Origin of the sequence: Rhizobium tibeticum, from assembly GCF_900110205.1 — a bacterium.
GTDB classification, from domain to species: domain Bacteria; phylum Pseudomonadota; class Alphaproteobacteria; order Rhizobiales; family Rhizobiaceae; genus Rhizobium; species Rhizobium tibeticum.
The window spans coordinates 1-11,788 of the sequence record NZ_FOCV01000081.1 but is presented as its reverse complement, the minus strand read 5'-3'; the positions used below and the strand labels follow the sequence as shown (position 1 = coordinate 11,788).

Annotated in this window: 14 protein-coding genes and 1 pseudogene; 4 read left to right on the top strand and 11 right to left on the bottom strand. The window is 60.0% G+C overall.

What is annotated here, in order from left to right:
• Positions 1–60: 60 nt before the first annotated feature.
• The 8 genes from BSG20_RS33775 to BSG20_RS36880 all read right to left on the bottom strand — a co-directional run bounded on the left by BSG20_RS33775 (position 61) and on the right by BSG20_RS36880 (position 7,848).
• The gene (locus BSG20_RS33775; protein WP_093041819.1) at positions 61–927 is read right to left on the bottom strand and encodes an ABC transporter permease; all 867 of its coding nucleotides are present in this window, start codon (positions 925–927) and stop codon (positions 61–63) included.
• 22 nt (positions 928–949) lie between these two features.
• Positions 950–2,041 (bottom strand): quaternary amine ABC transporter ATP-binding protein, encoded by a 1,092-nt coding sequence (locus tag BSG20_RS33770; protein ID WP_072382149.1) that lies wholly within the window; start codon positions 2,039–2,041, stop codon positions 950–952.
• 84 nt (positions 2,042–2,125) lie between these two features.
• The gene (locus BSG20_RS33765) at positions 2,126–2,977 is read right to left on the bottom strand and encodes a glycine betaine ABC transporter substrate-binding protein (protein ID WP_024317853.1); all 852 of its coding nucleotides are present in this window, start codon (positions 2,975–2,977) and stop codon (positions 2,126–2,128) included.
• An 80-nt stretch (positions 2,978–3,057) separates the two neighbouring features.
• On the bottom strand, positions 3,058–4,404 hold the full coding sequence (locus BSG20_RS33760; RefSeq protein ID WP_072382147.1) for an NAD(P)/FAD-dependent oxidoreductase: 1,347 nt from the start codon (positions 4,402–4,404) through the stop codon (positions 3,058–3,060).
• Positions 4,401–5,918, bottom strand: coding sequence for an aldehyde dehydrogenase (locus tag BSG20_RS33755; RefSeq protein WP_072382145.1), 1,518 nt, complete (start codon positions 5,916–5,918; stop codon positions 4,401–4,403). The genes BSG20_RS33760 and BSG20_RS33755 overlap by 4 nt, the downstream gene beginning before the upstream one ends.
• On the bottom strand, positions 5,911–6,825 hold the full coding sequence (locus BSG20_RS33750) for a dihydrodipicolinate synthase family protein (protein ID WP_072382143.1): 915 nt from the start codon (positions 6,823–6,825) through the stop codon (positions 5,911–5,913). The genes BSG20_RS33755 and BSG20_RS33750 overlap by 8 nt, the downstream gene beginning before the upstream one ends.
• Positions 6,822–7,538, bottom strand: a complete 717-nt coding sequence (locus BSG20_RS33745) for a GntR family transcriptional regulator (RefSeq protein WP_072382141.1) — start codon at positions 7,536–7,538, stop codon at positions 6,822–6,824. The genes BSG20_RS33750 and BSG20_RS33745 overlap by 4 nt, the downstream gene beginning before the upstream one ends.
• Positions 7,539–7,689: 151 nt before the next feature.
• Positions 7,690–7,848: a hypothetical protein gene (locus BSG20_RS36880; protein WP_167371658.1), complete on the bottom strand. Its 159-nt coding sequence runs from the start codon at positions 7,846–7,848 to the stop codon at positions 7,690–7,692.
• A 240-nt stretch (positions 7,849–8,088) separates the two neighbouring features.
• On the opposite strand from BSG20_RS36880, the gene BSG20_RS33735 reads away from it, so the two are divergent.
• On the top strand, positions 8,089–8,919 hold the full coding sequence (locus BSG20_RS33735; protein ID WP_072382137.1) for an alpha/beta fold hydrolase: 831 nt from the start codon (positions 8,089–8,091) through the stop codon (positions 8,917–8,919).
• A 207-nt stretch (positions 8,920–9,126) separates the two neighbouring features.
• Positions 9,127–9,990: an MBL fold metallo-hydrolase gene (locus BSG20_RS33730; RefSeq protein WP_244541526.1), complete on the top strand. Its 864-nt coding sequence runs from the start codon at positions 9,127–9,129 to the stop codon at positions 9,988–9,990.
• Positions 9,991–10,002: 12 nt separating this feature from the next.
• On the opposite strand, the gene BSG20_RS36875 is transcribed toward BSG20_RS33730, so the two are convergent.
• Positions 10,003–10,176 (bottom strand): hypothetical protein, encoded by a 174-nt coding sequence (locus tag BSG20_RS36875; RefSeq protein ID WP_167371657.1) that lies wholly within the window; start codon positions 10,174–10,176, stop codon positions 10,003–10,005.
• A 206-nt stretch (positions 10,177–10,382) separates the two neighbouring features.
• Here BSG20_RS36875 and BSG20_RS33725 point away from each other — a divergent pair, with 206 nt between their 5' ends.
• Positions 10,383–10,637 (top strand): DUF2188 domain-containing protein, encoded by a 255-nt coding sequence (locus tag BSG20_RS33725; RefSeq protein WP_072382133.1) that lies wholly within the window; start codon positions 10,383–10,385, stop codon positions 10,635–10,637.
• Between the two features lie 2 nt (positions 10,638–10,639).
• Entirely contained in the window at positions 10,640–10,966 is a 327-nt protein-coding gene (locus BSG20_RS33720) for a hypothetical protein (protein WP_072382131.1), read from the top strand.
• Positions 10,967–11,205: 239 nt separating this feature from the next.
• Here BSG20_RS33720 and BSG20_RS33715 read toward each other — a convergent pair whose 3' ends face one another.
• Positions 11,206–11,409: a hypothetical protein gene (locus BSG20_RS33715; protein ID WP_072382129.1), complete on the bottom strand. Its 204-nt coding sequence runs from the start codon at positions 11,407–11,409 to the stop codon at positions 11,206–11,208.
• A 222-nt stretch (positions 11,410–11,631) separates the two neighbouring features.
• A pseudogene (locus tag BSG20_RS39100) lies at positions 11,632–11,788 on the bottom strand (IS1182 family transposase); the annotation flags it as partial.

Sequence of the window (11,788 nt, the reverse complement as noted above, 5' to 3'; positions counted from 1 at the left end):
CGAAAGGCTGGAAGTGTGACTGTCCCTCGATCAGCGTCTGCATCCTAGTGATCCGTTCTCTCAACGGGCGCGGCATCTTTCATGCCACCTCCCTGTTCCAAGCCGGGCCGCGCTCTGCGTTATGCGGTCGAGCACCATTGTCAGGACGACGATTGCGATCGCCCCGTTGATAGACGTCGCGATGTCGAGCGTGCGGATCGCGCCATAGATCGTCTCTCCAAGACCGCCTGATCCAACAATCCCGGCAATGACAACCATTCCGAACGCCATCATCAGGCTCTGGTTGATGCCAGCCATGATGCTGGGAAGGGCAAACGGCAGGCGGATCTTGAAGAACATCTGGCTCGGCGTGATACCGCTCGCTTCTCCCAATTCGATGAACGCCTTCGGCGTCATGCGAATGCCGAGCGACGTCAACCGGATCGCCGGCGGCATTGCAACCACGACGGTGGCAATCAAGGCCGTGGCGGGACCATATCCGAGCAAGGCGATCGCCGGCAGAAGGTAGATGTAAGGCGGAAGCGTCTGGATCAGATCGAGGCCCGGTTCCATGAAGCGATCCAGTGCCGTGAAGAAACCTGCCGCGATCCCGATCGGAATACCGATCGCCAGCGCCAGCACCGTCGCCGTTAGGACAAGCGCGAGGGTGCTCATCGTCTCTGACCAGAGGCCCATCGAGAAGCAGAGCATCAGCGCGAGGCCGCTCAGGATAGCGAACCAGGCATTGACGAGTCGCCATCCAACCAGTGCCACGACGATCGCAACGACATAGAACGGCGGGAGTTCAAGGAGCCAGATAATTCCATCGTAGAGCCCCTCGAGAACCCATCTGACATAGTCGAAAAGGGATTCGCCATTGTCGCCTACCCATTCAAGCGCTGCGTCGGTCCATTCGTCGAAAGTGTCGGTGAAGCTTGAAATGTCCATGTCACTCAGTTCCGTTCAGCGGTCAGGCGGCTGCGCGATCGTTGTTGGAAGTCCCCTTGACGCCCATGAGGAGGCCGCGGGGTGTGACCACGCCGACGACCTGGTCGTTGTCGACGACGGCGATCGCGTCGCGGTCCGACTGCATGGTGAGTGTGATCAGTTCGTCAATGTCAGCGTCGGGGGTGGTGCGCACCAGCGAAGAGATATCGGAGTTGGGCTCACTGCGTTGAAACTCGGTGACGCTATGCATTACGGAATGGGCTTTGATCAGATGAAGCCGCGATATGCCCGCCACGAACTCGGCGACATAGTCGTCCGCCGGATTGAGAATGATCTCCTCGGCCGTGCCCGTCTGGATGATGGCGCCATCCTTCATGATGGCGATGCGATCGCCGATCCGGATCGCCTCGTCGAGATCGTGCGTGATGAAGACGGCGGACTTGCCCAGCGACTTCGTGAGCTGCCGGAACTCGTCCTGAAGCTGGCGGCGTATGAGCGGATCGAGCGCACTGAACGGCTCGTCCATCAGGATGATTTCCGGATCGGACGCAAGGGCACGGGCGAGACCGACGCGTTGCTGCATGCCGCCCGACAATTCGTTCGGGTACCGATCGACCCAGTCCGCCAGGCCTACCGTTTCCAGCGCTGCCTTGGCGGTTTTGTTTCGCTCAAGCTTGGGGATGCCCTGAACCTCCAGTCCGAAGGCAGCGTTTTCGAGCACGGTGCGATGCGGGAGCAAGGCAACGCTTTGAAACACCATGCCGATGTTCATGGCGCGCATTTGCCTGAGCTCGACCTGCGACAGCGCCGCAATGTCCCTGCCCTTTACGAGCACCTTTCCGGAACTCGGTGTAATCAGCTTGTTGAGAAGGCGGATAAGCGTCGACTTTCCGCTACCCGACAGGCCCATGATGCAGAATATCTCGCCGCGCCGGACCTGCAGGCTAGCGTTGGCCACGCCGACGACGCAGTTGTACTCCTTCAGCACTTCTTTCTTCCCAAGTCCCCGCGCGTTGATGGATTTCATCGCGGCGGCGGACTTGTCTCCGAAGACCTTCCAGAGCGATTGGCAGTCAATCAGGACTTCATTGGTATCTGCATTTGCGGCTTTCATAGCGATCCCCTTGAGCCAATTGGTGCCGGCTTCTCTTGTTGGGCTTGAGGGTGGCCGCCCGACAGCATCGGACGGCCGAAGCGATCAGTTCTTCTTGATGTTTTCCCAGCGCTTGATCAGGTCGGCATGGGCGCCGACCCAGCCCTGGACGGCCTGGTCCATAGTCTTGCCATCCTTCACCTCGCCATTGATGGCGGTGATGTCGGCGATCGGAACGTAGACGCTTGCCATGACCTCACGAGCATGCGGGTTCTCTTCGGAGAAGCCTTTCTGGCCGACCCAGTAGTAGCCCTGCGGTGGCGGGAAGATGCCCTTCGGATCCTTGAGATACTTTACCGCGTACTTCTGGACCATCCACGACGGTTCCCAGATCGTGACGGCGATCCACTCCTTGCGATCGTATGCCGACTTGAGGGCGGCCGTCATCGCCGCCGTGCTGCCTTCGACGAGCTGCAGCTTTATATCGTAGTCCTTGACGGCGTTGGAGGAGTCACGCATCAGACCGGAGCCTGGCTCGATGCCGATAATCTTGCCGCCGAACTTGTCGCTATTTTCGTTGAGCTGCTCGAGGGAGTCGATCGGAACGTACTTCGGAACGGCGATGCCCTGGTAGAGGCCGTGAGAAACCGGAGAGATCTTCTCGAGACGGTTCTTGTTCTTGTCCCAGTAGTCCTGCGCGACGTAATCGGTCTGCGAAGCCAGAACCTGGATATCCCCCTTGGCCAGAGCCGCGTAGGCGATACCCCACTCGGAGAATTCCGTCACCTTGACGGTATAACCAGCGTCCTCAAGCACCTTCTTCGTGATGCCGGTGATGGGCGTTAGGTCTTCCCAGGACAGCGTGCCCATGTTGATGGTCTTCTCTTCCGCGCGGGCCGGAAGCATGCTGATGCCGACCATCGCAGCGGCGCAGAGCGCTTTCCACAAAGTCTTCATTGTTCTTACTCCTAGTTCTCGTTCCCATTGTCGTTGAAGACTTGCGGGTAGGCTCAGTCTTCACATTGCGCGGCAAGGGCTCATCCCTCACGGCCAGCACGCAATTCCTGAAATCGAATGACCGAGTTGACCCCCAACCATGCAAATGGCTCTGGGGGCAGCCTGCTCGGCTCTGGCTGGTTCCTGTACTGATCGAGCTCCGGGCTTTCGACACCTGCCGCGAGATCTGCCGCCATCATGCCCGCAAGCGTGCTCTTGACGGTTCCAAGACCGTTCTCGCAGCACGCGGAAAACAGCCCCTCCTCGACTTCGCCGAAAGCTGGAACGTGGTTGCGGCTAAGGCAGAGCGCGCCTGCCCAGCTATATTCCAGTGGCAGGCTCCCCATCCCCGGGAACCGCGCGTCGAAGGACCGACGCTGCTCGGCGGCAATGCCGGAGACACGCCGCTCGGATACCTTTAGGCTTGGGTTGTAGGTGAACCGCGTCCTGATGACGATGCGGGAGCGGCCGTTCGACGTGATCTTGCGGACCGTCGCGCCCATCGGATCGGCAGGCAGCAGCGCCCATCGGTCGGCGCCCGTCACGTCGCCGCCGAACTCGTTGTGCGAATAGGCGGCCGTCATCGACGCGTACGTGAAGATGTGCATCAACCTGCCGCGGAAATGGCCAAAGCTTTCAATGTGACCGTTCACCCCCAGAATGACCTTCGGCGCCGATACCGAGCCGCGGTTCGACCAGGCCTTCCAGTTCCGGCCTTCCCGCGAGAGCTCGAGGACCGGCGAATGCTCGTAGAGCGAAACCTTCCCCCGGAGTCCACGGGCTAGTCCGCGGATATAGTCGGCGGGCTGAATCATGACGGCACCCGGCGTGAACAGCCCACCGCGATAGTATGTCGAGCCCGTCATGCGCCGCATCTCGCCGGCGTCGAGGACGCGATGCGCTTCTCCGATTTTTTCCAGCGAGCGCTTATAGTTGTCGTTGAGCGCCAATCCCCTATCGGAGGCCGCTGCGTTCACCTTTCCGGAAGGATCGAACGTCTCTCCGGAAAGTCCAAACTCGGCCGCGACGCCTGCTACGAAAGAGATTGCCAGGCGATTATGCCTGATCTCGGTCTTCGTCGATCCCTCGTCAGCGACGGAGTATTCGCCCGAAGATAGATTATGCGGAACGTCGATCATGAAGCCCGAGTTTCGACCCGCCGGCCCCTTCGCCAACTCCCGCGCATCCAGGATAACGATCTTGTCCTGCGGGCGATGCTGCAAGAGACGGCGAGCCGCCGACAATCCGGCGAAACCACCACCGATGATCAGCCAGTCCGCGGTGATATCCCCATCAAGCGCCGTGACGGGAAATCCGCGTTCGCTGATCGCTTCCCAGCCCGAGACGCCGGAATCGACTGGCAGGCGCTTGATCACGTGCCGTGTCATCGGATCGTCTCGTCTACTGAACGATCTGACACGTCGATCCAAATCGTCTTCAGTTCGCAATAGTTGTCGTGCGCGAAGATCGACTTGTCGCGTCCGCCGAAACCGGACTCCTTGTAGCCGCCGAACGGCGTAGTCGCGTCCCCTTCACCGAAGCAGTTGACCGTCACGACGCCCGCCCGGATCTCGCGCGAGAGCTTGATCGCGTTGCGGAGACTTCCGGTGTAGACGGACGCCGTCAGACCATAGTTCGTGTCGTTGGCAAGGCCGACCGCCTCGGCTGGGGAGTTGAAGGTCGTGACCGACAGAACCGGCCCGAAAATCTCCTCCTGGAACAGCCGGCTCGATGGTGTGACGCCATCGACAACCGTTGGCTCGACGAAGATGCCGTCGCGCGTGTCGCCGCCATGAACGACCGAAAGCTTCTCTTTCTTGGCGTCATCGAGGAAGGACGTAACCTTCTCGAAATGCGCCTTATTGACGAGTGCGCCGATGCGGTTTTCCGGATCGAGCGGGTCGCCCGTCTTCCATTCGCGCAAGTAGGCCCCGATCCGCTTTAGCAGCTCGTCCTTGACTTTGGCATGCACGATGAGCCGCGACGTGGCCGAGCAGTTCTCTCCCATGTTCCAGAACGCACCATTGACGACCTGCTCGGCGACAAGGTCGAGATCTTCAGCGTCGTCGAGAACCACCGCCGGGTTCTTGCCACCGCACTCGAGCACCACGCGCTTCAGATTGGAGTCCGCCGCATAGCGCAGGAAGCGACGCCCCGTTGGAGTCGAGCCTGTAAAGGCGACCATGTCGACGTCCATATGCATGCCAAGCGGCTCGCCGACCTCCTTGCCGCTTCCAGTTACGACGTTGAAGACGCCGGCAGGGACGCCTGCCTCATGAGCCAGTTCGGCGACGCGAAGCGTCGTCAGCGTCGTGTCCTCGGCGGTCTTCACGACGACGGAGCATCCCGCGGCAAGTGCCGGGCCTATCTTCCAAGCGAGCATGAGCAGCGGGAAGTTCCACGGCAGAACGCAGCCGACGACGCCAACGGGCTCGCGCACGATCATCGTCAGCGCATTCGGTCCGACCGGCGCCGTGTTGTCATAGAGCTTGTCGATCAACTCGGCATGCCAGCGCAGCGTATGGATGGTATCGGGGACGTCAACCGTCTGGCACTCGCGGATCGGCTTACCGCTATCGAGGCTTTCCATGACGGCAAGCTCATGACGATTGCTCTCGATTAGTCTGGCAAGCTTCAGGAGAACCTCCTTGCGCTCGGACGGGGACCTCGACCGCCAGCGACCGTCATCGAACGCCTCCCTCGCCTTGAGCACGGCATGATCGACATCCGTGCTGTCGCAGGCGGCAATTTTGGCAAGCGTCTCTCCCGTCGCGGGGTTCTTGGACTTGAAAGTCTTGCCGGAATTCGCCGGACGGAATGCACCATCGATGGACGCGTTTGTCGGAAACTGCAGTTCGGCGGCGATCGCCTTGTATTCGGCGGCGGTCAACGGTTCATGCATGACGATTGGCTCCCGAGGTGATCTGACCGACCGTTCGCTTCAATGTGGAGACGACAGTCTGGAGTGTTCGCTTTTCTTCGGAGTCGAGAGACCGCAGCGGCGCGCGCACCGATCCGGTTTTGAGCCCGATGATTTCGCAGCCGTGCTTGATCGACTGGACAAACTTGCCGCATTCGAGGAAATCCATCAGCGGCAACATCGCGGTCATGATCGCGCGGCCTTTGTCGAAATTCTTTTCGCGAACACATGCCTCGTAGAGAGCGACGTGCTCCCGCGGCAGGAAATTCGATCCGGCGCACACCCAGCTTCTCGCGCCCCATGCGAAGAACTCGAGCGCCTGATCGTCCCATCCACAGGAGAGCGAGATGTGTGGGAACGTCCTGGCAAGCAGGTGCAAGTTGCCCATGTCGCCGGAACTTTCCTTGATGGCGACGACGTTCTTTGACCTGCCGACACGTGAAAAATAGTCCTTACCCATCATCACGCCCATGCGGGCCGGATAGTTGTAGAGCATGATCGGCAGATTGGCCGCGCGGTCGACCGTGAGCGCGTGAACGGCATTTTCCCGCTCGGTCGGAAGCGCGTAGGGAGGCGTCGAAACCAGGATCGCGTCCGCGCCGATCTGCTTGGCGGCCTTCGCGTATTCCACCGAATCCTCGGTCCGCGTTGCGCCCGTTCCGACGATGAGTGGCAAGCGGCTCCCAATGACCTCCTTGGCGTAGGACGCGAGGTCAAAACGCTCCTGGCTGGTCTGGGCATAGTACTCGCCGGTCGATCCGCCGATGATGATGCCGTGGACCCCCGCCTCGATCAGCGACTCCAGCACAGCGGCGAAAGCCTTCCGGTCGATCTGTCCACTCTCATCAAGCGGCGTAACGGCCGGGGTATAGATCCCCTCGAATTTCACGGTGATTTCTCCAGTGTTTTTGCAGCCGGAGCGCCGATGAGGACGTCCGCTTTTAGTCCCTGCGGAGCGATGAACATCTCTATGTTCTCGCGGGACAATTCCCAATGTTCAAAGACCAGATCGACGACCGCGTCCTCATCGTGTGCCGCGAGCGCTTCGATGAAGCCGTCATGATGCTCGACGGCCAACTGCAGGCGCCGCTTCATGTCCTCGTTTCTCGGCCGGAAGAACGTGTGGCCGATCCGGGCGTGATCGATGAGGAGCCGGCCGAGACTTGGTTGCAGATAGACGTTTGCGGACATCTCGCCGAAGATCTCGTGGAAGCGGTTGTTCTCGAGGACCATGTCCAGCGCGCCCCCGTTCTCGCTGGCCGTGCGGAAACGCTCCTGCGTCTGCTTCAAGTCCACGAGTTGTGCTGGTTTGAAGTTCTGGACCGCCAAACGACCGATTGCCGCATAGATCATCGGCGCCACCAGGAAGAAATTTCGCAGCGTCGAATGGTTCATCGGGATGACGCGCGCGCCGCGGTTTTCGCGAATGTCGACATAACCCTCGCCCGCCAAGCGACGAAAGATGTCGCGCACTGGCGTTCGGGAGAGGCCGTAGCGCTCACTCAGGCTGGCTTCGTCGAGATCGGCGTCGGGGTCGAGCTCCATCGTTAGAATTTGACGTTTCAAATCTTCGTACAGGTTGCTCTTCACGGTCTTCGCCATGGGTCACTCTCCGTGCCGTTTACTGCGTCAGGCCCGGAACATGGCATGCATCCAAAACGATGTCAATGAATTGTGTACTTTGCGTACACAATGAAAGTTCTCAAAGAATACATTTCAAAGCGAACGACGTGATAGGCTGGCGGCCGGGACGTTAGTTGAAGGACTGAGTGGTCATCCAGGCAACGCCGAGCAAGGGCGAAGCGGCGTCGGCTGCAAGAGCGACGCTGGCGTCGATGTTCCTGCGCGCGCCGCCAAACCCGTGATGTGATGTGACGAGCTGCAGTCTCCTGAATCCGATCGGAAAGGGCACATCAGTCCTCCCTCTCCTGCCGCCGCCATTCTTCAAAACGGTATCTTCCATTCTGCGATATTTGCATCAGATTAGCGTTTGGCTCGCAACGCCGCCAAAGCCGCGTCATGGTGATGAGGTAGAAGGTGTAGATGGGCGGGTCAGCTCTGCCCGGACGCCCCATGACATGGGCGCCGGAAGGATGCTCACGTGCCTTTACCGCCATGAAAGCCATCACATCCAGACAGAGGGAAGCTGATCATGCCATTCATCAAGACCACAGACGGAACCGAAATCTTCTACAAGGATTGGGGCCCGCTCGATGCCCAGCCCGTTGTTTTCCATCACGGCTGGCCGCTCAGCGCCGACGACTGGGATGCGCAGATGATGTTCTTTCTGGACAAGGGCTATCGCGTGATTGCCCACGACCGGCGCGGCCACGGCCGCTCCAGCCAGACGTGGCTGGGCAATGAGATGGACACCTATGCGGCCGACGTTGCGGCACTTACCGATGCTCTCAATCTCAAGAATGCGATCCATGTCGGCCATTCGACCGGCGGCGGCGAGGTTGCCCACTACGTCGCGCGCGCCAAGCCCGGCCGTGTCGCCAAGGCAGTGCTGATCGGCGCCGTGCCGCCGATCATGGTCAAGTCGGACAAGAACCCCGGCGGCCTGCCACTCGAGGTTTTCGACGGCTTCCGAGCGGCGCTTGTCGCCAACCGTGCTCAGTTCTTCCTCGATGTGCCGACAGGCCCCTTCTACGGCTTCAATCGCCCCGGCGCCAAGGTCAGCCAGGGCGTCATCGAGAACTGGTGGCGGCAGGGGATGATGGGCGCTGCCAAGGCTCATTACGATTGCATCAAAGCGTTTTCCGAAACGGATTTCACCGAGGATCTGCAGCGGATCACGGTGCCGACGCTGGTCATGCATGGCGACGACGATCAAATCGTTCCCTATGCCGATTCCGCACCGCTTTCGGTAAAACTCCTGAAGCACGGAACGCTGAAGACCTATGCCGGCTTCCCGCACGGCATGTGCACCACGCATCCTGATGTCATCAACGCCGATCTGCTGGAGTTCTTCCTGGACTGAGGTGGCGGATCATCCGCCGGGCCTTCTACGGACCGGCAATCGTATGACGGATGAACCTTTCGAACATTCGCAGGCGGGTCTCTGGGGTGCCCGCCTGCCGCTACCGGCATTTGCTCATCAAAGGAGACGCTCGTGACCACACGAGATACCATTGCGAACGGGTTGTCCCGACGCGACCTGCTGAAGCTGACCGCCGCAGCAGCGGTGATGCTGGCTTCACGCAACGCGATTGCAGCCGATTTCCACCGCTTCCAGCACGGCACGTTCGACATTACCGTCGTCAGCGATGGCTTCCTGACGCTTCCGGCGGAGATCCTGCTGCCCGATGCTACGCTCGAGGAACGCCAGGCGATCATGCCACGGCTGGGCGGCAACGCGGCGACTGCTCCGGTTCAGGCCAACATCCCTCTGATCCGCCATGGCGAAGACCTGATCCTCATCGATACCGGATCCGGCAGCCATTTCCAGGCAAGCGCCGGCAAACTGGCCGCGAACCTGAAATCGCTCGGGATCGCACCGGAGGCGATCACCAAGGTTGTTTTCACCCATGCGCATCCGGATCACTCCGGCGCAACGACGACGATCGACGGCAAGGTTCTTTATCCGAACGCGCAGTATTTCGTCAGCGAAGCAGAATGGGCTTTCTGGACCGACAAGGACTACGCGACGCATATGCCATCCGCGCTTCATGACTTTGCGCGCGGTGCGCAGCGGGACCTGTTTGCCGTCAAGGACAGGCTAACGCTCGTGCGACCGGATCAGGAGATCATTCCCGGGATGCGGATCCAGCAAACCCGCGGACATACACCGGGCCATGTCTCGATCGAACTGGCTGGAGACGGCGGCCTGCTGATCACGGGCGACGCCTGCACCAACGACGTGATCTTCTTCGAAAATCCCGCCTGGCATTTCGGCTTCGACACGGAACCTGAGGTCGCACTGAGGACACGCCAAATGCTGCTCGATCGCGCGGCGACCGACAAGCTCAAAATGCTCGGCTATCACTGGAGCTACCCGGGCGTTGGCTATGCAGAACGCAAGGATGCTTCCTACCGGTTTGTGTCGGCGTAGGGTGCGGGCAGGTTACTGCGCGCCGGCGGCTTCTTCAGGCACGGCGGCCGGCCGCGGCAGTTCTTCCGCAATCTCTTCGGCAACGGCCGCGAGATCGAGGTTCCCCCAGATTGACGCTGACTGGCGACGCTCCGTGCGGCGGGAGGACTTTACTTCGACGATGAACGGCTTCGACTGAGCGCGCATGGGGTTCCCATTGAAAGACGTTGAACGAATCCATCAACGCCCCAAGCCTATGAAGCGTTCCGCGCTAGCGCAAGATCACATCTCGCGTTGAATCCAGCCTCACACAGGCCAGGCACGGGGAGGAACAAGCATGGGGCGAGCGCGTTCCAGCTCTTGGGTGGAGCCTCCATGCAAATTCCTGCGAAAAGTTCTTGAAGGAAAGATCGATGTCGATTACCTACCACGTCGCCGAACATGATGGCGCCTGGGCCTACCGCCTGGACGATGTCTGGTCGGAAACTTTCCCAACTCACGAAGAAGCACTGGCAGCGGCAAAACGAGCCGCGGAGCGACAACAGCTCGGTGGCCAGGGAGCGGACGTTACATATCAGCGTGCAGACGGCAGCTGGACAACGGAACGGTCGAACGGAGGCGACCGCCCCGAGGCCGATGTCGTCGATGACGCCAAGGAAAAAGACTAGGAATGACCATTAAAGAACGTTTTCTCAAGCAGCAGCATGCGTGGATGCTCGGCGCATGCTATTCCCGCAAACATCCCGACTTCCATCGTTATGGCGGCGTCGATGTTTCGATCTCGCCGCGCTGGAAAGACAGCGTTGAAACCTTCGTCAATGATATGATCGACAGCCTGCCGCGCAGCCTCTCCGAGCGCCGGATGGCGCTGAGAAATCCGCGTCGCCCGTTTGAGCCCGGCAATGTGGAATGGGTGTTCGCAAGCAAGCACTACGGACTTCGCGCTCCTGATGGCACGCGGCCCGATATGACGGATGCTCGTTCGCGCCGAGCGTAATTCGCGCCGTTTACATATTCCAATCTTCGCCGGCGACGGACGCTTACACCGGCTTCCTTCGCCGGCGAACTTATTTTAAGGGCGACCGCGACGCACTGCGCAATCTAATGCTGGGCCATGTGCCATCACTAAGATCGATGTCACCGGTAGGCGACACCATGTGGCCGGCGAGCAAAACATGCCTAACTGTCTGTGGCACGTCATCGACAGTGTGTGCGATGCGCAGCCATCAGACATGTTTATCTCGACCGATGCCGCGCGTTTTTCGTCACCACAATCACGACAATTCCGACCACCGCAGCAAGTGCGCCCCAATAGATCCATTGCGTCTGGTCGATCATGAAGCTTTCTGCCGGATAGGGAAAATAGCCACTGCCCTGCCCCATCCAAACCAGCCCGATAAGGATGAGCAGGCCGGCGACAATATAGGCAATCCTCGCCATTCAATGTTCCTCCACCAAACCACTGCCTAACGCCCGACGCGCCCATCGCAGACGCCGAGCAGACCGTCCGAGAACTCTTCGAATGATGGAAAGTAGTTGATTTTCGGCGTGGACGGCGGCGTTTTGTCCAATTTCCAGCTTTTCCGTTTTCGGGTGCGATGGTGGCGTTCATGGGCATAGTGGCGTTTATTTTGGGTTGAGAACAACGCAAAATGGGGCGTTTTATGTCCGCAACGCGGCGATCAGGCCCGGCACACCGATGATGGAGATGGCCCTCTTGATGTTGTAGGCGAGCGCCGTCAGGCTGAACTCCCCGCGGACGTTTTCCAGCCGCCGCATCAGGAACGCGCCCTGGTTCATCCATTGCTTGATCGTGCCG

Bases quoted from the DNA above. Each gene is read 5' to 3' on its own strand.
- BSG20_RS33730 (WP_244541526.1), top strand. From the start codon at position 9,127: ATGCTGGCTTCACGCAACGCGATTGCAGCCGATTTCCACCGCTTCCAG.
- BSG20_RS33725 (WP_072382133.1), top strand. From the start codon at position 10,383: ATGTCGATTACCTACCACGTCGCCGAACATGATGGCGCCTGGGCCTAC.
- BSG20_RS33720 (WP_072382131.1), top strand. From the start codon at position 10,640: ATGACCATTAAAGAACGTTTTCTCAAGCAGCAGCATGCGTGGATGCTC.
- BSG20_RS33760 (WP_072382147.1), bottom strand. From the start codon at position 4,404: ATGACACGGCACGTGATCAAGCGCCTGCCAGTCGATTCCGGCGTCTCG.
- BSG20_RS33735 (WP_072382137.1), top strand. From the start codon at position 8,089: ATGCCATTCATCAAGACCACAGACGGAACCGAAATCTTCTACAAGGAT.
- BSG20_RS33715 (WP_072382129.1), bottom strand. From the start codon at position 11,409: ATGGCGAGGATTGCCTATATTGTCGCCGGCCTGCTCATCCTTATCGGG.
- BSG20_RS33775 (WP_093041819.1), bottom strand. From the start codon at position 927: ATGGACATTTCAAGCTTCACCGACACTTTCGACGAATGGACCGACGCA.
- BSG20_RS33745 (WP_072382141.1), bottom strand. From the start codon at position 7,538: ATGGCGAAGACCGTGAAGAGCAACCTGTACGAAGATTTGAAACGTCAA.
- BSG20_RS36875 (WP_167371657.1), bottom strand. From the start codon at position 10,176: ATGCGCGCTCAGTCGAAGCCGTTCATCGTCGAAGTAAAGTCCTCCCGC.
- BSG20_RS33770 (WP_072382149.1), bottom strand. From the start codon at position 2,041: ATGAAAGCCGCAAATGCAGATACCAATGAAGTCCTGATTGACTGCCAA.
- BSG20_RS33765 (WP_024317853.1), bottom strand. From the start codon at position 2,977: ATGAAGACTTTGTGGAAAGCGCTCTGCGCCGCTGCGATGGTCGGCATC.
- BSG20_RS33755 (WP_072382145.1), bottom strand. From the start codon at position 5,918: ATGCATGAACCGTTGACCGCCGCCGAATACAAGGCGATCGCCGCCGAA.